We start from the raw sequence: 22,132 nt of genomic DNA on the forward strand, positions 1-22,132 counted from the left end.
GATGCCTCTACGTGTTCAGATCCTCATGTACGACGGAGTGGAGGAGCAGGACGCCATCGGACCGCGTGACGTGTTCGGGCACGCCGTGCAGGCGGGGGCCGAGGTGGAGACGACACTGGTGCGGCCGTCGGCACCCGGCGAGGTGACCTGCTTCTTCGGCACCAAGGTCACGGTGCCGAACGCATGGGACCCCACCGACACCGACGTGCTGATCGTGCCGGGCGGCGGCGACCAGCTGATCCACGATCCGGACGTCCATCGCAACCTCGTACGGGCACAGGGGGCGGGAGTCGTCATCGCCGGCGTCTGCACAGGCGTCATGGTGCTGTCGGCGGCAGGCCTGACCAAAGGCCGCCCGTGCACGACCCACCACATGGCCAAGGACGAACTCGCCGCCCAGGGAGGCAAGGTGATCGACGCACGGGTCGTCGACGACGGGAACCTGGTGACCGCGGGCGGTGTCACGAGCGGCATCGACCTGGCGCTCTGGCTGCTCACCCGCGAGTGCGGAGCCTCCGTCGCCCTCGGCGTCGAGTCCATCATGGAGTACGAGCAGCGCGGTGTTGTCTGGCGAAGCTCCTGACCGCCGCTTCCTGGGGCACCCATGTGTGGACTTCGCCGCCCGATCCCTCCTCGGTGACGCACTGCCCGCCCTCGGCCGACGGAACGAGCCCCGCTCCGTGATGTCCGCGAAACGGACCGCGACTGCCGGGAACTCGCGGCCACTTCGCACCGACTACTGCAACAGAACCCCTGAGCCCATGAGCACGTCCTGCACGCAAGGAGCCCGCATTGTCGATCAACCGGCCGGCCGCCGCAGCCCTGGCCGCTGCCCTGTGTCTGCTCACGGCGGCGTGTGGCTCATCGTCCGACGACAAGGCGAGTGCGAAGTCGGCCGAGGCCGCGGCCTCGAAGTCCGGCTACCCGGTGACCCTCGACAACTGCGGCCAGAAGCAGACCTTCGACAAGGCCCCCAGCAGAGTCGTCGTCATGAACGGCGCCTCCGTCGCCGAGGTCTCCACCCTCCTCGCCCTCGGCCTGGGCGACAAGATCGTCGCCAACCAGCAGGGCTACGGCATGTCCGAGGTCCCCGGCCGGGCCGCCGCCATCAAGGCCCTGCCCACCGGCGACGTCAAGGTCAACGAGGCCTACGACATCCCTCGCGAGGCCATGCTCGGCCTGCGCCCCGACCTCGTCCTGTCCGTCACCACGTACGGCTTCGACCAGAAGAACGGCTTCGCCACCCGCGACCAGCTGAAGCAGGTCGGCGCCAACAGCTACGTCTCCCCGCAGGGCTGCGACGACGACCCGTCCAAGATGACCGTCGCCGACAGCTACCAGCTGCTGCGCGACATGGGCAAGGTCTTCAACGTCGGTGACAGGGCGGAGAAGCTGATCGCCGCCTCCGAGAAGAGCATCGCGTCCGTCTCGGCCAAGGTGAAGGGCGAGAAGCAGCCGAAGGTCATGGTGCTCTTCTCCAACATGTCCATGGGCGGCAACGACTTCAGCTCGGTCTTCGCCCACGGCATCGTCAACGACATCCTCGCCAAGGCGGGCGGCGCCAACGCCTTCGCCGACACCACCGAGGCCACCTTCGCCGACCTGAGCAAGGAGAAGGTCGCCGCCACCGACGTCGACGCCGTCGTCGTCATGAGCTACAACGACCCGAACCCGGCGGCGTACGCCAAAAAGCTGCTCAAGGAGTTCCCCCAGTGGCCGGCCGCCAAGAACAACACGTACGTGACGCTGTCCGACTCGATGTACCTGGGCCCCAGCAACGACCTGGCCGTGCGGAAGGTCGCCGAGATGCTGCACCCGGACGCCGTCTGACGCGGCTGAAGGTCCCGCTGGCTTTCACGCTGCTGCCCGTCGCGCTGATCGCCACCATGATCGTGGCGATCAGCATCGGAGCCGTCAACGTCCCGGTCGCCGACGTGTGGGCGATCGTCCTGCACCATGTCACCGGCGCGGGGCCGGCCCCCTCGGACCTGGCCCTGGACCAGATCGTGTGGAACTTCCGCACCCCTCGGGTGGTCCTGGCGGCGCTGGTCGGGGCAGGCCTGGCCGTGACCGGCGCGGTCCTGCAGACCGTGGTGTCCAACCCGCTGGCCAACCCCGTCGTCCTCGGCTTCTCCTACGGTGCCACGCTCGGCGCGGTCCTCGTCATCACCCTGGGCGGCGGCGTGGCGCTGGCCGGGCTGGGGGTGTCGGCGGCGGCCTTCCTCGGCGCGGTGGCCGCCGGAGCCCTGGTCTTCGCGCTCGGCCGCCGCCAGGGACGGCTGGCCCCGACCCGGCTGGTCCTCGCGGGCGTCGCCATCGGCTACGTCTTCCTCTCCGCGACCAGCTACGTCCAGCTCCAGGCGACCCCCACCGAGCTGCGGACGGTGATGTTCTGGATGCTGGGCAGCGTCGCGGGCGCCCAGTGGGACCAACTGCCCACGGTCGCCGTCGTGGTGCTGGTGACGACCGTGCTGCTGTCGCTGTTCGGCCGCCGCCTCAACGTGCTGCTGGCCGGGGACGAGTCGGCCACCGCCCTCGGCGTCGACGTCAGCCGGCTGCGGGCTGTCCTGCTGGTGCTCAGCGCGCTGCTCACCGGAACGGTCATCGCGGTCGCCGGCAGCATCGGTTTCGTCGGCCTGATGATCCCGCACCTCGTGCGCCTCACCATCGGCGCCGACCACCGCCGGCTCCTGCCCCTGACCGCCCTGCTGGGCGCGGTCTACCTGGTCCTCGTCGACCTGCTCTCCCGCACCCTCAACCGGCCCAACGAACTGCCGCTGGGCATCCTCACCGCCCTCCTCGGCGCCCCCTTCTTCCTGTGGCTGCTGCGCCGCAACAAGAGCCTGGACTGACAGCATGAAACTCACCGTCGACCGACTCCACGTCACTCTCGACCGCACCCCGATCCTGCGCGACGTCAGCCTTGAGACCCGAGCCGGTGAGATCGTCGGCCTCGTCGGCCCCAACGGCAGCGGCAAGTCCACGCTGCTGCGCACCGTCTACCGCTCCCTGCGCCCGGCCGAGGGGGTGGTCAGGGTGGGCGAGGACGACGTGTGGGAACTGTCCCCCCGGGCCGCGGCCCGCCGTACGGCGGCGGTCCTCCAGGACGCGGGAGGCAGCACCGCCGGTCTGACCGTGGGCGAGATCGTCGCCCTCGGCCGTTCCCCTCATCACGGTCTGCTCGGCCGCGACGGTCCCCAGGACCACGAGGCGGTGTCCGACGCCATCGACCGCTGCGGGGTACGGCCCTTCACGGACCGCGACTACACCTCCCTCTCCGGCGGCGAACGCCAACGCGTGCTGCTGGCCAGGGCGCTGGCCCAGAACCCCAGGCTCCTCGTGCTGGACGAACTGACCAACCACCTCGACATCCGGGCCCGTTTCGAGCTCCTGGACCTGATCCGCGCTACCGGGGTCACCACCCTCGCCGTGCTGCACGACCTCGACCTCGCCGCCCGCCTCTGCGACCACCTGGTCGTCCTGAGCGGCGGCGCCGTCGCGGCGGCGGGCCCGGTCCTGGACGTCCTCACCCCGGACCTGCTCGCCGATGTTTTCGGCGTCCGCGCACGCACCGAACGCCACGCCGACGGCGTCGTCCGGATCACCTACGCGGCCAGGCCTCTCGCACACGGCGAGACGCCCGAGGACGACGCTGTCGCCCGCCTGGCAGAGACGGCTGACCGCTGAACCGGCGGTGAGGGGGAGTCAGGCTCCGGAGCCCGGGACGGGGTCCGGAGCCTCGTACTGGATCCCGGCCCGCGTGAACTCCGCAGCCTCGGCCCCGTCGTAACGCGCCACGAGGTGCAGCGCCATGTCGATCCCGGCCGACACCCCGGCACTGGTGACGACGGTGCCGTCGTCGATGAACCGCTCACCGCGCCGCACCTCGATCGAGGGGTCGATCTTCGCGAGCTTGTCGAGATAGTCACGATGGGTGGTGGCCGGCCGGTCGGCCAGCAGACCGGCCGCGGCCAGCACCAGTGAACCGGTGCACACGCTCGCCACCACGGTGCCCCGCTCGTGCAGGCCGCGCAGCCACTCCAGATGTGCCGCGTCCTTGACCAGGCCGCGGGTGCCGTTGCCACCGGGATGGACGAGCAGGTCCAGCGGCAACGCCTCGTCCATGGCGTGGTCGGCGACCATGCCGAGGCCCTTCGAACCGCGCACCACTCCGACCCGAGGGCCGAGAGCCACCACGCGCACCGACGAGGTCGCGATGTGGGAGGCCCAGAACCCGAGCACCTCCCACGGACCCACCACATCGAGTTCCTCGACATCGTCGAAGAGCAGCACACCGATGGTCAGAGCGTCGTCGGCCATGGCCACACCCTAGCCCGCGGTCCGACGGACGGCACGGGTTGACCGACGCCGTCTCGCGGACGGGCAACATCCCTCCCTCATGTAGTCGTTGGCCGGTGTCGGCTGGTTCCGTGGGGACGCCGGGTTCGTGAAGCACCGGGTGCGAAACGGCGCACGGGCGCGCTCGGCCGTGCTCCGGCCGCTGCGCGTGCCGGCGCGTGGCGCCGTGCGCCCGGGGGTATGTCTCGGCCACCACCATCCGGCCAGGCGACGGCAAGGACCTGGTGGCCCGACCCTCCCGTCGAAAGGCAGCGCACGATGAACGAGATCAACGGCCTGGAGCCCCTGGCGACCTTCTGCGGAGAGTGCGACTGCGGCTGTCCGCAGCTGTTCGTCGACCCAAGTGCCCCCGCGGACCGGCGCGTCCTGCTCACCGACGACTTCGGGCAGCGCGTCCAGATGAGCGCCGACCAGTTCTCCTCCCTGGTGGCCGACGCGAAGGCCGGAAAGCTGGACGGCATAGTCACCGCCTGACGTCCGCCGCGCCCCGGCTCACGAAGAACCGCCGCGCGGCTGAATGAAAGACCACTCCCGTCCGTAAGAGGCGATGAGCCCATCGGTACGAGGAGTTGACTGGTGTCCCGGAGCCGTCCCGGCGCAACGCGCCGGGCGAGCCGCGCGATGTCGGCCGCAGAACGCGTCGGCAGCCCACGCGCGATGTCGGCGGCGGTCTTCGCGGCCGTCTGCGTGGTGACGAGCGCGCTGGGACATGCCCTGATGTCCGGCGACCTGCTGCCCTGGTGGGCGCTGGGAGCGGCGTTCACGGGGACGGCATCGGCCGGCTGGTGGCTCACCCGCCGAGAACACGGCCCCGTGGCCGTGGTCGGTGTCACGACCGTCGCGCAGGGGCTGCTGCATGTGCTGTTCGACCTGGCACACGAGGTGTCCCACGGGCCGGGCCGCGCTATGGAGACCGTATCTGCCACGGGTACGGGCCACGCCATGATGTTCTCCTCCTCAGGGATGGCCATGCACATGGACCACTCCGGGGCGGGCATGACCATGGCGCACGCTGCAACGGCAGGCGACTTTCACGTCCTGCCGACGCTCTCGGCCGCGGGCCAGGGCTCTGCCGCGATGTTCCTCGCGCACCTTCTCGCCGCCGTCGTGTGCGGGGTGTGGCTGTGGCGCGGTGAGAGGGCGGTCCACCAACTGGGCCGGGCCCTCGCGGTCGTCGTGTTCGCGCCGCTCCGCCGCGTCCGCGGCCTCCTGGGACGCCCTGTAGCCGGTCTCCGGACCCGCGCGGGCCTGCCGTCGCCGGAAGACGCACCGGCCGCGCCGACGGCTTTCGCAGTCCTCAGGCATGCCGTCGTCCGCAGAGGACCCCCACGCCACCGCCCCGCAGCCCTGCGCGCGTCCTGTGGTCCGCTGTTCGCCATGTGCCCCTGAATCTCCTCGGTCCGCCGGGGGCGGACAGGGCGGGCCGCACGCGCTGCTGCCGTGTGCTCCGTGTGTCCGTCCACCTCGGCCCTGGCACGCACCCCTCCGCCTGCGCGCGGCGGCGTGCGGTGCCCCGCAACGATCGGGATTCCCATGCACGACGTCACCCCCGTCCACCCGTCCGCCACGGACCACCCGCCGGCACCTCAACCCGCACGCCGAACCGTCCGGTTGGCCCTGGGCGCCCTCCTCGCGACCACCTTGACGGTCCTGCTCACCGGCTGCGGAGGCGACTCGGCCGGGCACGCATCCGCCCACAGCGGGGCATCCGCCTCGGCCTCCGCCCACGGCATGGACGGCATGTCCGACAAGATGATGGGCGACCCGTCCGCCACTCCGGCCTACAAGCTGTCCGGCGCGACCGTGGTGAAGGGCACCTTCACGCTGCTCGACACCCGGCCCCCGGGCATGAACGACGTCAAGGGCACCGCATGGCTGGCCCAGGGCCCCAAGGGCACCACCGTCACCGTCTCCCTCACCGGACTGAAGCCCGGTCACGTCTACATGGCCCACCTGCACGCCCAGCACTGCTCGGACGACAACGGCGGATCACACTTCCAGTTCGACAAGGGCGGTGCGACCACGCCCCCGAACGAGATCCACCTGATGTTCACCGCCGACAAGTCCGGCATGGGGATGACGACGGTGACCAACTCCCGCAAGACCGGCAAGGACGCGGTCGCCATCGTGGTCCACCCCAACGAGGCACAGGACAACCGGATCGCATGCGCCGACTTCGACTTCTGACGGCGACGGCCGGATCCGCCGTGTGCGCGGGTGTGCTGCTGCTCCTGGGGAACGCGCCCGCGTACGCCCACACCGCGCTCAAGGACGCCGCACCGGCCCCCGGGGCCACGGTCGGCGCCGGGACCGACGTGGTCCGTCTGACGTTCGCCAACCTGTCCTCCGGCATCGCGCCGAAGATCAGGATGATCGGACCGGACGGCAAGGAGATCCCGGTCGGAGAGCCGGTCGTCACCGACACGACCACGGCCTGCGCCGCCGTGTCCCCGCTGCCGAAGGGCGTCATCACCCTCACCTACTCGATCACCGCGGGAGACGGCGACGCCCAGACCAACGCCTACCAGTTCGAGGCCGCCGACGGCAAAAAGCCCGCCGGTACCCCGGCCGCGTGTGCGGCCCTGAGCCTGCCCGCACCGGAGACGGGTGGCTCGGACTCCGTCCTGGGCCTCGGCTCCACCACGGCGACCGTGGCCCTCGCCGGGGTCGCCGCCGTGGCGGCGGGCGGCGGATTCCTCGCCCTGCGCACACTGCGGCGCCGCAGAACCCCGGAGGGGGGCGCCGGCGAGTGACCTGATGCCCGGACTCCTGTTCCCGGGGCGGGAGTCCGGGCCCGTGGGCCCGCGAGGTGACCACCCGCCCGCGCCCGAAGCCGAGCCCGCCACCGGCCCGCGACGCGGGCCCGCAGCATGCGGCGGGGGCCGGCGACATGGCGGTCGGCAGGCACAGAGGCCGAACCACGTTCGGGAAGGCGCAGTCCATCCGTGGCCCGGGTGAAGTCATCGCGGCACGGCGCCACGCGGCACGGGAGCGTCGGCGCCGGACCGTCCCACGTGAGGATTGTTCCCCCGGCCTCGGGGAACCGCAGCGGTCCTGGCGACGACCACGTGTGAACGTCCGGCGTCCGCTCCGACCCCACCCGTGCGCCGTCTCATCCGCGCCCGGCAGGCCTCGGCCAATTCGAGGGATTCTCCGGGAACTCGGAGCACCTTCCAGCCGACTACTTCAGGACAGCGGCTGAATTCGGGCCCTGGAGCGGCGTCACGGCGATCCACCGCCCGGGCGCCGAGCGTCCTGCACGGATTCCGGTGCCCGGTGCACCGCCGACCCAGCACGAGGTGAAGATGACGACCGTCGACTCCGAAGACCCCGCCCTGCCCGAACCAGCCGAAGACGGCACAGAGGTCGCCTCCACCACGACGGCCGTGAAACCGGCGGCGCCCGCGCCGGCCCGGAAGGCGGAGGGCCTCGGCCCGCTGCTGGCACGGCTGCACTTCTACGCCGGGATCATGGTGGCGCCGTTCCTGCTCGTCGCGGCCGTCACCGGCCTGCTCTACACCTTCACGCCCCAACTCGACTCGCTCGTCTACGGCAAGGAACTCCACGTCTCCCACACCGGTGGCAGCATCGTGCCGCTGTCCGAGCAGGTCGCCGCCGCCCGCGCGGAGCACCCCAAGGGCACGCTGACCGCCGTACGCCCGGGAGGCGGCGACGACACCACGCAGGTGGACTTCGCCCTGCCCGAACTCGGCGAGAAGACCCACACCGTCTACGTCGACCCGTACACCGGCAAGACGACGGGACAGCTGACCACCTGGTACGCCGAGACCCCGCTCACCACGTGGCTGGACGCCCTGCACCGCAACCTCAACCTCGGGACCGTCGGCCGCTACTACTCGGAGATCGCGGCCAGCTGGCTGTGGGTGCTCGTCCTCGGCGGCCTGTTCCTGTGGTGGCGCCGCCGGCACGGCAAACGGACCGCCCGCCGCCTGCTGCTGCCCGACCGGGCGGCCAAACAGGGCGTACGGCGCACCCGCAGCTGGCACGCCGCGACCGGAGTCTGGCTCGCCGTCGGACTGCTCGGACTCTCGGCCACCGGCCTGACCTGGTCCCGCTACGCCGGCGCCAACTTCGGCGAGGCGCTGGACGCACTCCACTCCCACACCCCCTCCGTGGCAACCACCCTGACCACCGGAAAGACCGGATCCGGCGCCCCGAAGAGCGTCGACCCGGCCGCGATAGACGACGTCCTGAAGGCGGCCCGCGCCGACGGCGTCGGCGGCCCGGTGGAGATCGCCGTACCCGCGGACGCCGCCTCCGCCTGGACCGTGACGCAGACCCGCAACCTCTGGCCGGTCGGACGCGACAGCGTCGCCGTCGACGCCGCCACCGATCGTGTGACCGACAAGGTCGCCTTCGCCGACTGGCCGGTGATGGCCAAACTCACCCGCTGGGGCATCAACGCCCACATGGGCACCCTCTTCGGCCTCGTCAACCAGATCCTCCTGGCCCTCCTCGCCGTCGGCCTCATCCTCGTGACCGTCTGGGGCTACCGGATGTGGTGGCAGCGCCGCCCCACCCGCTCGGACCGCCGCGCCGCGCTCGGTACCCCGCCCGCCCGCGGAGGCTGGCGCAACCTGCCGTCCGGGGCGCTTGCCGTCGGCATCGCCGTGGTCGCCGTGGTCGGCTGGGTCATCCCGTTGTTCGGTATCCCGCTGGCCGTGTTCCTCGCTGTCGACCTGACCGTGGGCGTCGTCCGGAATCGCCGCACGGCCGGGTCCGCCACCGCGGGCTGACCGGGCACAGGGCGGGGGGCCGGGGCGGGCAACTCTGCGCTCCGGCCCCGCTGTGTAATGCCCCGGGAGAGTGACACGCGCCACAGCCGGGAACTCGCTGCCTCCGCGCCCCGACTCAGTGGTGGACGGCACCGGATGAACGATCGAACCCGTACATCCGTATCAACAGGCGTGCGAACGCCTCACCCACATCCAGGAGTTGCGCCATGGCACAGAAGCAGTACCACGTCACCGGCATGAGCTGTGAGCACTGTGCCGCGAGCATCACCGAGGAGGTCTCCCAGGTCCCCGGTGTCACCGACGTGGACGTCGACGTCGCGGCGGGATCGGTCTCCGTCGGCGGTACACAACTCGACGACGCGCGACTGCGCGCGGCGATCGTGGAGGCGGGGTACGAGGTCACGGAACCGGCCGCGGCCTGACGGACCCCGTTCTGCTCACGGCCGCCGGGTGCTGTGCGGCCCCGGTGGCCAAGAGCGGAACGGCTTCTTTCGTCAGAGGGCGTCGCAAGACCCGGACCGTGGGAGACGCGGGAGCGTCAACGCGGGCCCGACACCGCCCGGTTGACCGCCAGGTGCAGCCCCCCGCTCGTCACCAGCCCCGCGGCAGCCCCGATCAGCGCCCCAGGCACACCGCCGACGAAGAACCCAAGCCAGCCGTAGCCCCCGGCGAGCACCATCGTGGCCAGGACGGACAGGGACCACACCCTGCTCAGGCGTTCGCTCACCGCCGTCCACCCGCGTACACGAGCGGTCGGCCGCTCCCAGGGCCACGCCTCGTCCACGCCGCTGACCTGACTGCCGAGTATTCCGGCCACGGCACCTCACCCCTGTCCCTCACCGCAGTCCCGCCCACCGATCGCGGGACACGACGGCTCGACCGTTAACTCCCCACGAGGAACCGCGGAAAACAGCGCACCGACAGGTTTCTCCGGTCAGCCGGCCGCATCACGCGAGGACGGCGAACATGACGGCCATCCCCAGCGCCATCGCCGCATGACACGCAGGAGCCAGGACACCGACCACGTCCGCCGCCCCCACCCCGTCGCCCTCCGGACCGCTACCCCCCGGGCGGGTGCCCCGCGCCCGGTCGAGCGCACGGGTCAGCCACACAAGTCCCAGCACACCGAGGACGATCGCGAGCACCACCGCCGTCGCGACGGACCCCGCGCCCGTCAGACTCATGGAGGCGAGACCCGAGCCACCCGACATGTCCATTCCGGCCATGTCGTGCATCCCGGCCGAGCCCCCACCGTCGGACGCCGTCCCCGAGGAGCCCATCGCCGACACCATCCATGCCATCGCCCCCATCATCACGACGTGCGGAAGAGCGGCGACCACCACCCCGCGCCGGGACCCGCCGCGCGCGCGGAACGGAGCAGCGGCCACGAACCACAGAGCGCCCACGCTGAAGAGCACCACCTGGGGAACGGCCGGCAGGTCCGTTCCCCACGGCCAGGCCATCGCGATCATCAGCACCCCCATGGCCGCGTGCAGCGCGTGATCCACGCGTTCCCCCGCGCTGGTCCCGGGAAGCACCAGCCTCCACACGCCGTACGCGACAGGCACGGCGAACAGCAGACTCAGAACCCAGCGCAGCCCGCTCGCGGCAACCACCGCACCACCCCCACTCCGAGGACGCCGCACGGCGCCGCCGACCAGTTCCAGGGCCGCACGCACAGGCAGGGGGCACGAACGAACGGGAGAGGTACTACGACAGATGCCCTCCACAAGCCGCCACGGCGGCACGGGATTTCGGGCGCCTGATCGCCTCCCGGTCAGGACGCGGACCTGGCGAACGGCCACAACAGGAGTCGGTGAGTGGCCTGAGTGAGTTCCAGGCATTCGGTATGAACGCCGTCACATCAGCTGCGAGGCAGAGACCCGCAGGCGTAGGACGCGCCCGCACCCGCGCACGGGGAAATGGCGCCCCTCGCTGTCGCGCCGGGCGAAAAGGCCCGCACCACGGCTGGACTCGGTGGAGGTGACGGTCACCTGTCGCAACGGTTGCGTGCAGCCACGGCCGTGCTCCCGACCGAGCCCACGCCGGGCTGGGCGGACGGATCATGGACGATCGTCCGCCCTCTCAGCGCCTGGCGTGCCTACGTCTCCGCCTCTGGCCGCCACGTCCTGCGCGGGAGTGACCGCACCGGACTTCAGCCTCGTACAGCCTTGAGCACACTTCGGCAGGCTTCCGTGGCGCGAGCGGTGGCTTCGGCGCAGATCCGGCAGTGGTCATGGTGCTGGGCGTGTCCGCTGCACAGGTCGTGGCTGTACCGGCAGGCGATGAGACAGGCCTCGACCTGGGCGGTGAGGAACGCCGGATCGTGGCCACTGTGCCGGGTGAGGATCCGGCGGGTCGCGGCGGCGACGTCGGCGCAGTCCAGATCCCGGTCGATGGCCGCCCGCAGTGTGTCCGCGTCCTTCTCCGCGAGCATGCCCGTAGCGCACGCGGTGACGGCGGTCTCGCACTCGGCCAGTACGTCGACGGCCGCAGCCAGGACCTCGTTGCCGAGGAAGCTCTCGGAAGAGATGCTGTCGAGGAGTTCTCGTGTGTGGATCATGACGACCCCAAGGAAGCGAGAGGGAAGGGATGGGGTGTTCCCGACCGACGCTAGTACCCATCCCGCCGCCCAGGAAGGGCGGAGGACACTGCGGAGCGGACGTGTTCCTGCCCCGGCAGCGCAGCGGCATGTCCGCTACGGACGGCGGGGACGGTGGCCCAGGCATCGCTCCCTGCCCCGGCATCCCCGAACCTACGTATTCAAACCATCCCGCTGGGCGCAATGACGGCGAACACCAACCTGGTTGGGGGCTTGCGACCTGCCTACATGTAATAGGCGTAGCGGGTGGCGATGCGGGCACTGGGCGGGACGTGCTTGAGGATGGAACCGACTCGGTAGGCGGTGCGCAGCGTGAGGGGGTCTCGTTCGTCGAGCTGGGCGTTGTTCCAGTTCATCTTGGTCAGCGCGAGGATGTCCGTACTTGCGGTCAGCAGGTCCGTGCCGTGCGTCGCGGGCCGGATCAGCAGCGGCTGGGGGACGTACAGCCCGGGGTAGGTACGGAAATACGGTACTGAGCCGCGGGTGTACAGGAGCAGGGAACGAGAGTCGAGTTGGACGCTGGTGCCGCGCAGTGGTGGGAGCTGCCCGGTGCGGTACAGGTGCGGGGCGCCGCGCCGTTGGATCCACAGCAGGTCGACGTGGTCGATTTCGCGCAGGTCGGCGGCTTCGTGGAATCCGTCGGTCTCGCCGGTGGCGAAGTTCGAAGTCTTGTGTACGACGATGCGAGCGGGCTGGTGACCGTGGGTGGTGCGGTATTCGGCCAGGGCGTCCAGCAGCAGCTGCCGGGCGTCGGAGAGTGTCAGGTGGGGCTGGCGGTCGGTCTTGGAGATCTGCGCGGTGCCGCCGCGGACGACGACGCCGTCGCCGCGCTCGTTGAAGACCTGGGCGACAGCGGTGTGCAGCTCGTTGCTGCTCGCGCTCCGGTAGAAGCTGACCCCGACATAGCAGGTGGCCAAATCGGAGCTGTGGCGCTGCATGCGCCAGGGCGTCCCGCCGGCCTTGTAGTACAGGGCGGTGTGCAGGTTCCAGGCCCGTGTGGCCTCGTCCTGCAGCGGGCGGACGGTCTGCCCGTTGGTCTTGGCCGGGATCCCGGTCCAGGTCTCCTTGCGCATCAACTGCAAGGGGGCTGGCAGTGTGAGCGCGGTGGCCTTGAGCAGGTCGTGGAAATCACCTCCGGCCTCTCGCTCGCCCTGTTCCTCCTCGCGGTCGGCCGTGGACTCCTCTGACGGCGGACGGTCTTCTCTGTCCTGCAGTTCTTCAGGGCGGGCGCAGATAATAACGCGGCAGCGCCCTGTCTCGGCCAGGGACCGGGCGGCGTCCGCGTAGAGCTCGACCGCCTCAGCAGTGGCGGAGGCAATGTCGGCGCGGGCCAGGCGGCGCAGTTGGCGTTCGGGGATCTCGCGGACGAGGGCGTCGTCGAAGACGAGTTCGGCACCGAACGGGGAGTCGGCGCTGAAGCCGGGGAACGGCTGGTGCAGATTCTCCTGCCCGGGTTTCGCCTGCTTGGCTTCGATGGGGTCCTGGCAGCGCTGCAGCCAGCTCCGGATGCCGTCGACCGCCTGGGCGGGGCCGACCAGGGCGATGGGGATCTGACTGGGTCCGGTGGGGGAGTCGGCGTCGGCCGGGCCGTACACGCTGATGCCGTAGCGGGGATCGATGTGGCGGTTTCCGGCCCGGAACTCCAGTTCCGGCTCATGGAGCACGAGTGCTTTCATTGCGGCAGCTCCCACAGTCCCTCGGCCAGCCCGTTCACGCTCGGTTTCGGTGCTGGTTCTTGCGGAATCCAGACGCTTTCGTCGATGGCGGCATCGCAGTCGAGCGTGAGTAGCTGGCCGAATCGGATGCGCTCGTCCCGGCTCCTGAACAGGGTGTCATCGCCTTGCAGATAGTCGGCCCAGGCGCGTACGAGCTGGTAGACGGCGTTGTTGCGTTCCAGCCGCTTGATCTTCTGGACGTACTCGGCGTCGTACAGGGAGTCGCGGTGGCCGTCGATGGTGAAGTGGTAGGTGGGGTTGATCTCTAGGAACCACTGCTCGCCCCAGCGGCGGAAGTACAGGCTGGCAGCGTAGTGACGGCAGAAGCTGATCTTGGTCTGGTCGTCCTTGCCGAAGTACGGGGTGAAGAAGGTGCGTCCGCGGCTGCCTCGGTAGCGGCCTTTGATCTTCCGGCGGGACCGGTCCGGCGGCGCCTGCATGTAGGCGACCTTCTTCGTTGGGTGCCAGACCAGCTCGGGATGGTGGGCGGAGCGCAGGGTGAAGTTCAACAGGGAAACGAAGCGCCGCTGCAGGTCGGGGTCCTCGGTGGTCGACCATTCCTGAGTCGGGACGGAGGTGACCGGCCCGTCACAGAGCACGGCCAGCGGACCCTCGTCCAATGGGGAGAGCGAGAAGATCCGCCCGGCGGCCAGGACGAAGCCGCTCTCGAACTGGTTGCCGTTCGACCGCATCCGCTCCCAGGCATCGCCGCGGTCACGACAGGGCGTGGACGCCTCGTGGATGAGCGGGGCGAAGCCCTCAACGGCGAGGAGGTTCGAGACCAGCTGTTCGCTTCCTTCGAGCCGCGGCAACGGCTCCCCTGCGGGCACGCCCATGGCTGACAGCCGGCTGAAGGCATCGAGGTCGAAGCGGTCTGCGGCCTTGTCGAACTGAACGACGCGCCGCGCCTTGCGTTCGGGGTCGGCGAACCAGGTGTCGACGCGCTTCCACCACGCTTGCTGAATGCGCAGGTCCACGCAGATGAGCACGACCGGTCGGCCCAGCCGAAGCCAGTAGGCGATGTGGTCGGCCTGGCAAGTGAATCTGAATCCGGTCGCGGTATCGCCCCGGAATCCGACTTCTGTGGCCTTCACCTGGGCCAGGACGGCGACACCGGTGACTTCCCGGTCGGCGTCCACGAACTCGATCTGACCGTCGACGGCGAAGTCACGCTTGGTGTCGTTCCACACGTGGCCGGCGTCGGAGACGGCCTTGTCGACGAATGCCTCACCCCGGTACCCAGCCCGCTGCTGGACGCTGCGCTTCGGCACCCGATCAGTGCTCCGGGAAGCGCACCAGCGGGCGCGTCGCAGACCGGCCGTATCTGAGGGGCCGAGGCCGCGCTCTGTTGTCCCACCCCATGCGGTGATCCTCCGTCGTTCCCACGTGGTCCGAGTCAACTCAGGATAGGAGGCGCCACTGACAACGCCCCGTGCGCGCATGCGGGAGGGGCCCCGGAGCCGGGTGCCCGGAGGATCGGAGGCCGGTCACTGACTTCACCCAGAGTGCACGCCACTCGGGTCGGCCGAGTGATCACCGCTCTTCGGCCTTGAGCGGGGTGAGGTCGGGAGGGTAGCCCTTGGCGCGCAGGAATGCGTCGAGCGCTATCGCGACGATGTCGCCGTGCTGGACACCGTGGTCCGCGTGGTAACGGCGGATCCGCCGCTGGAGTTGGAGAGCGTCGGGGACGGCGTAGTTGATCTGCCCACGACTGGTGTGGCGGCCACTGATTACCTCCAGTGTGTCCGGATGTGGTGCCAACGGGTCGTCGGGCAGGTCGGATTGCGCGTCGAGAGCGTCAGCAAGTTCACGCAGCTGACGGGAGTGGCGGGAGAGATCTGGCATGGGGTGCTCCGGGCAGGTTGACTAGTCGACTAGCTAGCCGCCTAGTCGACTAGTGGAATAGTCGGTGGGACGGGTGTCCGCGAACGAGTGAAGCGTTCGCGGACACCCTGGGAGATGTACGCCGCGTCAGAAGCCGCGGGCGGTGAGCCATTCGTCCAGGGCGACCGAGACGATGTCGCCGATGGGCAGGTGGTCGAGTTCGTTGTCGAGGGCGAAGCGCTTGATCCGCTTCTTGAGCTTCAGCGCGGCAGGGACCGACGAGTCGAGGCTCTCCCGCGTGATCATGCGCTGGTTGAGGATCACGGCCGTCTCGGGGATGTCCTTGGGGCGGCCGGGGCCGTGAGCCCACGGCGTTCCCTCGCTGGGTGCTGCCTCGGGTCGCCCGTACTGCTCCTGATGAGCTCCCGGTGCATCGGTCCTCACCGGGAACGCGGTACCGCCTGCGACCGGAGTAGCTGCCGGACGAACCGCCACCTCGGCGGCCGGGGCCACATCTGGAGCCGCGGACGTGATGGGGGACAGGTTGTGTGGCGCAGCGGGCTCGCTCGGCTGCGCCGGACGCGCCACAGGAGCTACAGGTTCGTAAGCCGGGACCACAGGCGGCATCTGCCGCTCCACCGGCTCCTCACCGGCCCCTGCCTCGGGGGCGACAACGTCCGGGTGAACCGGCGCACTGGCGGCCGGCTCCGGCATGGGGCTGCTCGGTATCACCTCGGCGGTCGGCTGGGTGGACCTCTCTGCTGCTTCGGGCACTGCCTCGGTTCGGCCCTGCGCCGATGCCTCGATGGGAACGGTGGAAGGAGCGAGCTGAGCTTGAGACCGATCGACAGCGAGACGGCCTTCGTCCTGGCTGGCCGCGCGTTCGGCAGCGAACTGCTCGGGGGTGAGCTCAGCGGTCGGGGGAGGGGGCGGCGGGGTCGCCTTCTTGGCCCCGCCCAGAGTGCGACCGCCGGTTCGGCGGGCCGGGGGCTTCATGCGCTCGCTCATGCCGTGAGCTCCTTCATCAGCTTGGCGTACTCGCTCAGTTCGGTCGGGATCTCGCCGAAGGCCTCCATGTAGTGCACCCAGGAGTGGATGGTGGTCTCGGCGAGCGGGAACGCCTCGTCGCGGCCCGGGCCGATGCCCTCGCCCTCAGCGGGCTCCAGCAGCTGCTCCTTGGCCCGGCCGGGCAGGCTGGTGCGGTCGTCGGCCTTGACCATGACCACGTGGGCGGTGACGTCGTGGGGGTTGCGGGCGGCGGCGCGTTCGGCCTCGTCGAAGGTGGCCACGAGCTTGCGGCGCTCGATCTTGGTGGGGGCGACCGGCACAAGGAGCAGGTTCGCTTCGGTGACCGCCTCGTGGAAGATGCGGGCGCTGCCGCCGCCGACGTCGACCACGATCGCGCCGAACTCGGTGCGCTTGGTGCGGATGTACTCGGCGATGTCGTCGAACGGGTACCGCTCGATGACCAGGTTGGCGGGGATCTCGAAGCCGGCGGCCTGGGCGACCTTGAACCAGTCGTAGGCGGACTGGCTGGTCGCGTCGGCGTCCAGCAGCAGGGTGGGCAGGTTGAGGACGACGGCGTAGTAGAGGGCGATGAACCAGGCGGAGGTGGTCTTGCCGGTGCCGCCCTTGAGCATGCCGACGACGATCACGAACGCGTCCCAGACGTGTTCTGTGGCTGCGGTCAGGGTCTTGTGGCGGGTGTTCTCGTTCACGTGTGCTTGATCTCCTGAAATGGGAAGGGGTGTTGTTTGGTGCGCGCGTCGGCGAGCGGCCGACGGCGGGGGGCGCCCGTGCTGCCCTGTGGCGGCCGGCATGGCACACGGCAGCCTTCTTGATCTGCCAGGCGTGGTGCGGAACACCCACAAGGACGTGGAGTCTCATGGCTGCTTCCTCAGGGCGTGGGACGGTCCGTGGTTGTGCTGGGGTCGCATGCGGGTGCCTGCTTGGTGCAGGAGCCGGTAGACGGTGGCGACGGAGTAGCTGTGCTCCCTGGCGAGGTCGGGGACCGTGGCTCCGGCCTCGTACCGGGCGCGCAGGGACAGCGCGACCTTGTACCGTTCGGCGGCCCGGGCTGCGGCGCGTATCCGCTGCGTCTGCCGGGTCGAGCGCACGGTGCCGCCGGCCTCGATCAGCAGACGCCGGGCACCGCGCCGCGTCTCTCCCGCCGCCGTGGCGAGTTCGGTGAGGGTTGCGCCGTGCTGTTCGTAGAGAGTGCGCAGATGGGCCGCGAGTCGCTGGCGGGCTTGTGGGTTCTGACGCATCCGGCGGGTCTGCCAGGAGGTGCGCATGACGGTCCCGGCGTCGTGCAGCCGGTTGAGGACGGTGCCGTAGGACAGGCCGCTGGCGGTGACGAGTTCGTCGACCGTGGCACCGGACTCGTACTGCTGGCGCAGAGCCTGGGGCGTCACCGCCTCGCTCGCGTCGGAGGTGATCGGAGGTTCTGGGTTCATGCGACGGACTCCCATTCGCTGAGGGCTTCGGCATGGGCAGCGACCAGTTCGTCGTAACTGCGCTGGTCGGCGGGCGTGATGAGGATCAGGCGGCCGTCGGTGGCGACCTGCCAGTCGGCGGCCGGACGACCGGTGAATGGGTCGAGGACGCGCCCGTCGGGGGTGTGCCACGCGGGCGGGATCTCGTCGGGGCGCGGCGTTGGCACAAGGACGGGGTGGCCGTCGCGGACGATGACGAGAGCCCTGCTGCGGTGTTCCGCAAGCCGGTCCAGTGCCTCCTGGTAGGCCGCGCGCTCGGCCGTGTGCAGGGCCTTGCGTTGGGCCGCGATGCCCGAGGTGCCGTGTAGCTCGGCAACCTTGTCCCAGCCCTGCGCCGGCGCAGGGCTGTGGCCGGTGTCGGCGTCCGGGAGTCGGATACCGAAGCCCTCCAAGGCGCGCGGTGTGAGGGCCCAGGTCTCCCCGGTGCGCTGCACGAGACCGTGGTCGGCGAGGCGTTTCAGAGTCCGGTAGGTGGTGGCGCGGGAGACCGAGGAAGTACCGACGAGTTCGGCAACGGTCTGGTGGGGGTGCTGGTGCAGGGCGCTGATGATCATGAGGGCGGCGCTGCCGAGGCCGTGGTGGGCGAAGGCGTCGTGGCTCATGAGACGGCCGAGGATCGTGGAGTCGATGTCGGCCGTCGTGGCCGTCTCAGGGGTGGTCCACTCCTCAAGTGCCGGGTCGGGGGGGAACTGAGTGGACCGGAAACGAGACAGCAGAGCTGTGCCATCGTGACCGGGGATGCTGGTGGCGCCCAGGTACCAGGTCGAGCCCTCCTGCCCATGACCTACCCGCAGGCGGCGAAGCCAGCCTCCCGGCTTCAGGACGGTCTCGTAGACCGCCCGCAGGGTCGTCCGTGAGATGCCCGCCTCTTCGGCGGTCTGGCGCTCGCTGGCGTGGTGCAAGGGGCCGCCCGCGGTCTCGGCGAAGTTCAGATGCGCCCGGAGCACCCGCAGCGCGGTCCGTCCCCGCTCCCCGTGCCAGGGCGTGGTCTCGATGCGGTCACGCAATGCGGCAAGCACCTCGTACACGTCGTGCCGGGAGCTCAGCGCGAGGGTGGTGCTGATCGTCTTGGAAGCGCTGCTCCAGACCCGGCGGATGTAGTCCAGGGCGCGCGCCTGCCCGGAGCGCAGCGCGATGCTGCGGGTGTGCCGTCCGCCTTCGTGGTCGGGGTGCAGCAAGAGTTGCGTGAGCTGGTCGACGGTGCCGCCGGCGCGGGCCACGTGGCAGGCGATGGCCGCGGTCATCCGGTGCCCGTGCTCGGCCGCGCCCTGGCGGTCCGCGCGCAGGACCAGGCTTCGCCCGTCGGAGGCGAGTCTGCTGTAGCTGCCGGTGGCGTAGCGGCCGGTGAGGTCGCCGAGCAGGATCAGATCGGCCGCAGCCGCCGGAAGTCGGGAGAGGCCCAGCGGGCTGCGAAGTCGGGTGAGTTGTCGTGGGGGGAGTGGCTGGTGGGTGCTGTTTGGCACGGTGGGGTCGTCTCGCAAGGACGTGGATGCCGCCCAGGCCCGCTAAAACCACGGGTGGCATCCGGAACCGACCTCCCATCGGCGCCAGGCGAAGCCTCCAGGGTTGCCGTCCTGGAGGCTTCGTGTGCCTGGCTCCGCACCGGAGGCAGGCGTCCCCATCGCAGCTCGACCGAGAACGATTCGGAGTACCGTCAGAAGAGTCCTGACCGGTTCGACACCGCTCCGACCTGGTCCGATTCGGGGCCAGACAGAGGGCGATTGCCTCTGACTGGCTCCGAGCAGCTCGGGTCGAATCGGGGTCGAATCAGAGCGGTTTCCTCTGACTGCCTCCGATCGCCTCTGCAACCCGTCCTAGCAGGTCACAGCCGGTCCGATCCCGGAAACCCGCAGGTCAGAAAGGTGCTCCAGGAATACCCGGCGTATAGCCCGACTCGTCTGCCCTTCCGAACGGGTACGAAAGGCCCGACGGGCCTCCTCAGTGCCTGCCGCCGCCCACTCGGATGTCCTGGTTCCAGGCGGTGCTCCGCCCGTTGGGCGCTCTCTTTCAGACACTGTCGTAACAGCGCCAGAAGCAGGTGCCGTTCGTCCTGCGGCGCAGCTCAACGCTCGTACCACGGCAGCGGGCACATGTCGGGGGCGGCTGAACAGTTCGGCGTACTCGTGCTCCAAGATCTTCCGGGCGAAGTGGCCGCCGCGCATGGTCAATATGACCTCTCGAGTCCAGCTCTGCGAGAGTGTGTTGAGGCTGCCGATCGTGATCGTCTGATCATCGATCACTGCGATCTTCTGATGCATGACGTTCATCAAGGTGACGGTGTCGACGACAGACCGGAGATCCGCGATGAGACTCTGGCTGGCCGGGCGGGCCTGGATCTGGTCGGTGTCATCGCGGATGAACACACGGACCCTGACGCCGCGTTCAGCCGCCTCCCGGAGGAGGGGCAGAATGCCGCGTACTCGGTTCGCCACCCCCGGCGCCCACAGCCAGGGCGAGGTCTGAGCCCTGCGGATCTCCTTCTCGAACGTGCTGAAGAAGGTCGTCTCGTCGTCGATGCCGTCCGACTCGGGCCCTGCCAGCCGCAGACCCTCCATCTGGTCCGGCCCGATGTCCGAGCCGCGCACGTCGACCGCGTACCACCCAACCTCCCCGGTGCGGACCGTGCGCCCGATCTGCTGCCAGCGTGGCCGCTCACCCGCACCGCCCGAGATCGTTTGACAGTTCCCCCAGGGCCGTAGCGATCTCCTCGCGCCACCCCACCTGTTGCTTCCCCCATTCGGCCTCAGTTCTGCGGATCCATGGAGCGAAGGAGTTCGAGCAGGCCCTGAGCCGGCAGCAGCTGGTCGTCGGTCACGGGGTCCGGGCTGAAGTGCATCAGGCTGTTGCGGAACTGGCGGCACTCCTCGAGTGCGGCCAGGAAGTACTCCTGGTCGATGGCCCAGCCGATGGCGGCCCAGTTCTCGGGGACCTTGAGCAGGTGTCCGTAGGCGCCGAACGTCAGATTGGCGGCCGAGTTGACCCGGGAAGCACGGCGTGCCGGAACCACCGCCCGGATGCGGTCGAGCGGAATGCGCTGGTCGACCACGCGCCGCAGCCGCTGCTCGATCTCCTCCACCAGAACGAAGGGACGCACGCGGATGCCGAACTGAACCGTCAGGTCGGAGGCGGTGATCATGCCACAGACCTTGTGGTCGTGGTCCCTCACGAGTACGAACCCCGACTGCTGGATGGTGCCGATCCAGTCGAGGAGGTCGTCCGAGCGGTCGGCCTCCTGCCCCCTCACCGTGGCGGCTTCGAGGCTCGCCCGGGGATCAGCCAGGTGGGCGCGTCCGATCGACTCCCAGCTGACGACACCACGCAGCCGCCCGTCCTCGTCGAGGACGGGAAGCTGGCTGTAACCGCGCAGCACCATGAGCGTCATGGCGGTCTTGAGACCGGCCCCCACCCTCACGAACTCGGGCATGCGGTTGGCGGACTCGAGGTTGCTGACGCGATAGGCGACGGTCTGCGTCTCTGTCTCAGGTTCTCCGCCGTCCCGGCCCAGCAGCCGCTGAAGACTGTCGTATACGCCGGCAATCATGTCCGAAACGACGGAGGTGTCCGTGAACCGGGTCACGGCGCTGGCCCCCGACGCGTCCGGCTCGGCGCCGCCCGCCAGCACCGCGATCTTGCTGTCGATGCTGCCTTCCGTGAAGGGCGGCACGGTCACCAGGCCGCGTTCGTCGAGATCGTTCTTGATCTGCTCGACGGCGGCCGGGTACCGGCGCTGGACGCCCCAGACGGCGAGGAAGTCCCGGATGGACAGCGTGAGCGGTTCGTCCGCGGCACGGCGGCGTACCTCCTCGTACAGCTTGACCGGCTCCGTGAGGCTGGCGGCGAACTCGTCCGCGTCGGGACGTCCCGGGTCCGGCTTGCCCTCGGCCAGTGCGGCTATGCGCTCCGCCGCCGCGAATCTGCTGAGTTCGAAAACCGTCAGCAGCGACCCCATGCTGTCGAGCAGGTCAGGTTGGATCGACTGCCGGTCGATGTCTTTGACCAGCCACTCCACCCGGCGAATGTGACGCGGACCGTCCGCGGACTCCGCCTGGTGCTCATAGCCGCCCGTGACCCGGCCCACGGCCACGCGCCACGATTTCAGCGGCAGGACGACGAAGTCCCCGGGCTGTATCTCATGGACGAAGCGGTAGAGCTGGCCGGTCCAGTTGCCGACCGTGTAGGGGCCCTCGTCGGGGTAGGCGGCCGCAACGGCGGCCTTGATGTCCTCACGGGTGGGTACATCGGACAGGTCGCCCAGTTCGTGCCATCCGACCAGGAGAACCCCTTCTTCGAGGGCCGCGTGCTCCCGCTGTCCGTTCTCCCCCGCCCGTACCACCCAGGCCCGCATGTCGTTCCTCCCCGTATGAACATGACATTCGATCG

General features: G+C 69.9%; 23 protein-coding genes. 10 read left to right on the forward strand and 13 right to left on the reverse strand.

The window, feature by feature from the left end:
• Nucleotide 1 precedes the first annotated feature (1 nt).
• The 4 genes from U5640_RS32055 (at nucleotide 2) to U5640_RS32070 (ending at nucleotide 3,687) form a co-directional block, all read left to right on the forward strand.
• Complete coding sequence (locus tag U5640_RS32055; protein ID WP_340380282.1) at nucleotides 2–583, forward strand: DJ-1/PfpI family protein; 582 nt, start codon at nucleotides 2–4, stop codon at nucleotides 581–583.
• Between the two features lie 209 nt (nucleotides 584–792).
• Nucleotides 793–1,830 (forward strand): ABC transporter substrate-binding protein, encoded by a 1,038-nt coding sequence (locus tag U5640_RS32060; protein WP_340380284.1) that lies wholly within the window; start codon nucleotides 793–795, stop codon nucleotides 1,828–1,830.
• Between the two features lie 56 nt (nucleotides 1,831–1,886).
• The gene (locus U5640_RS32065) at nucleotides 1,887–2,852 is read left to right on the forward strand and encodes an iron ABC transporter permease (RefSeq protein WP_340380286.1); all 966 of its coding nucleotides are present in this window, start codon (nucleotides 1,887–1,889) and stop codon (nucleotides 2,850–2,852) included.
• A gap of 4 nt (nucleotides 2,853–2,856) precedes the next feature.
• On the forward strand, nucleotides 2,857–3,687 hold the full coding sequence (locus U5640_RS32070; RefSeq protein WP_340380288.1) for an ABC transporter ATP-binding protein: 831 nt from the start codon (nucleotides 2,857–2,859) through the stop codon (nucleotides 3,685–3,687).
• A gap of 18 nt (nucleotides 3,688–3,705) precedes the next feature.
• Here the strand turns inward: U5640_RS32070 and U5640_RS32075 are convergent, their stop codons facing one another.
• Nucleotides 3,706–4,320, reverse strand: coding sequence for a DJ-1/PfpI family protein (locus U5640_RS32075; RefSeq protein ID WP_340380291.1), 615 nt, complete (start codon nucleotides 4,318–4,320; stop codon nucleotides 3,706–3,708).
• Nucleotides 4,321–4,617: 297 nt separating this feature from the next.
• On the opposite strand from U5640_RS32075, the gene U5640_RS32080 reads away from it, so the two are divergent.
• From U5640_RS32080 to U5640_RS32105, 6 genes are all read left to right on the forward strand, one after another.
• On the forward strand, nucleotides 4,618–4,833 hold the full coding sequence (locus tag U5640_RS32080; RefSeq protein ID WP_340380293.1) for a hypothetical protein: 216 nt from the start codon (nucleotides 4,618–4,620) through the stop codon (nucleotides 4,831–4,833).
• Between the two features lie 147 nt (nucleotides 4,834–4,980).
• Nucleotides 4,981–5,748, forward strand: coding sequence for a hypothetical protein (locus tag U5640_RS32085; protein ID WP_340380295.1), 768 nt, complete (start codon nucleotides 4,981–4,983; stop codon nucleotides 5,746–5,748).
• 144 nt (nucleotides 5,749–5,892) lie between these two features.
• Nucleotides 5,893–6,546 carry a superoxide dismutase family protein gene (locus U5640_RS32090; protein ID WP_340380297.1) on the forward strand — a complete coding sequence of 218 codons (654 nt, stop codon included), beginning with the start codon at nucleotides 5,893–5,895 and terminating at the stop codon, nucleotides 6,544–6,546.
• Nucleotides 6,525–7,112: a copper resistance CopC family protein gene (locus U5640_RS32095; protein ID WP_340380299.1), complete on the forward strand. Its 588-nt coding sequence runs from the start codon at nucleotides 6,525–6,527 to the stop codon at nucleotides 7,110–7,112. Before U5640_RS32090 ends, U5640_RS32095 begins: the two co-directional genes overlap by 22 nt.
• Before the next feature lie 552 nt (nucleotides 7,113–7,664).
• Nucleotides 7,665–9,116 carry a PepSY-associated TM helix domain-containing protein gene (locus U5640_RS32100; protein WP_340380301.1) on the forward strand — a complete coding sequence of 484 codons (1,452 nt, stop codon included), beginning with the start codon at nucleotides 7,665–7,667 and terminating at the stop codon, nucleotides 9,114–9,116.
• Nucleotides 9,117–9,322: 206 nt separating this feature from the next.
• On the forward strand, nucleotides 9,323–9,538 hold the full coding sequence (locus U5640_RS32105) for a heavy-metal-associated domain-containing protein (RefSeq protein WP_340380303.1): 216 nt from the start codon (nucleotides 9,323–9,325) through the stop codon (nucleotides 9,536–9,538).
• A gap of 116 nt (nucleotides 9,539–9,654) precedes the next feature.
• Here the strand turns inward: U5640_RS32105 and U5640_RS32110 are convergent, their stop codons facing one another.
• The 12 genes from U5640_RS32110 to U5640_RS32165 all read right to left on the reverse strand — a co-directional run bounded on the left by U5640_RS32110 (nucleotide 9,655) and on the right by U5640_RS32165 (nucleotide 22,097).
• Nucleotides 9,655–9,933: a hypothetical protein gene (locus U5640_RS32110; RefSeq protein WP_340380305.1), complete on the reverse strand. Its 279-nt coding sequence runs from the start codon at nucleotides 9,931–9,933 to the stop codon at nucleotides 9,655–9,657.
• Between the two features lie 130 nt (nucleotides 9,934–10,063).
• Nucleotides 10,064–10,732 (reverse strand): DUF5134 domain-containing protein, encoded by a 669-nt coding sequence (locus U5640_RS32115; RefSeq protein WP_340380307.1) that lies wholly within the window; start codon nucleotides 10,730–10,732, stop codon nucleotides 10,064–10,066.
• Nucleotides 10,733–11,271: 539 nt separating this feature from the next.
• Nucleotides 11,272–11,679, reverse strand: coding sequence for a hypothetical protein (locus U5640_RS32120; protein ID WP_340380309.1), 408 nt, complete (start codon nucleotides 11,677–11,679; stop codon nucleotides 11,272–11,274).
• A gap of 263 nt (nucleotides 11,680–11,942) precedes the next feature.
• Nucleotides 11,943–13,394, reverse strand: a complete 1,452-nt coding sequence (locus U5640_RS32125; RefSeq protein WP_340380311.1) for a hypothetical protein — start codon at nucleotides 13,392–13,394, stop codon at nucleotides 11,943–11,945.
• Nucleotides 13,391–14,704, reverse strand: coding sequence for a DUF4365 domain-containing protein (locus U5640_RS32130; RefSeq protein ID WP_340380313.1), 1,314 nt, complete (start codon nucleotides 14,702–14,704; stop codon nucleotides 13,391–13,393). Before U5640_RS32130 ends, U5640_RS32125 begins: the two co-directional genes overlap by 4 nt.
• Before the next feature lie 262 nt (nucleotides 14,705–14,966).
• Nucleotides 14,967–15,278 carry a hypothetical protein gene (locus tag U5640_RS32135; RefSeq protein ID WP_340380315.1) on the reverse strand — a complete coding sequence of 104 codons (312 nt, stop codon included), beginning with the start codon at nucleotides 15,276–15,278 and terminating at the stop codon, nucleotides 14,967–14,969.
• A 126-nt stretch (nucleotides 15,279–15,404) separates the two neighbouring features.
• Nucleotides 15,405–15,701, reverse strand: coding sequence for a hypothetical protein (locus U5640_RS32140; protein ID WP_340380317.1), 297 nt, complete (start codon nucleotides 15,699–15,701; stop codon nucleotides 15,405–15,407).
• A 560-nt stretch (nucleotides 15,702–16,261) separates the two neighbouring features.
• Entirely contained in the window at nucleotides 16,262–16,975 is a 714-nt protein-coding gene (locus U5640_RS32145; protein WP_340380319.1) for a ParA family protein, read from the reverse strand.
• A 165-nt stretch (nucleotides 16,976–17,140) separates the two neighbouring features.
• Nucleotides 17,141–17,713 (reverse strand): helix-turn-helix domain containing protein, encoded by a 573-nt coding sequence (locus tag U5640_RS32150; protein WP_340380321.1) that lies wholly within the window; start codon nucleotides 17,711–17,713, stop codon nucleotides 17,141–17,143.
• On the reverse strand, nucleotides 17,710–19,215 hold the full coding sequence (locus tag U5640_RS32155; protein ID WP_340380323.1) for a MarR family transcriptional regulator: 1,506 nt from the start codon (nucleotides 19,213–19,215) through the stop codon (nucleotides 17,710–17,712). Before U5640_RS32155 ends, U5640_RS32150 begins: the two co-directional genes overlap by 4 nt.
• A gap of 351 nt (nucleotides 19,216–19,566) precedes the next feature.
• A complete protein-coding gene (locus U5640_RS32160; RefSeq protein WP_340380325.1) occupies nucleotides 19,567–20,337 on the reverse strand; it encodes a phospholipase D-like domain-containing protein in 771 nt (256 codons plus the stop codon).
• A gap of 158 nt (nucleotides 20,338–20,495) precedes the next feature.
• Nucleotides 20,496–22,097: a CBS domain-containing protein gene (locus tag U5640_RS32165; protein WP_340380327.1), complete on the reverse strand. Its 1,602-nt coding sequence runs from the start codon at nucleotides 22,095–22,097 to the stop codon at nucleotides 20,496–20,498.
• Nucleotides 22,098–22,132: the final 35 nt, after the last annotated feature.

The organism is Streptomyces sp. SS7, assembly GCF_037993025.1.
Classification (GTDB): domain Bacteria; phylum Actinomycetota; class Actinomycetes; order Streptomycetales; family Streptomycetaceae; genus Streptomyces.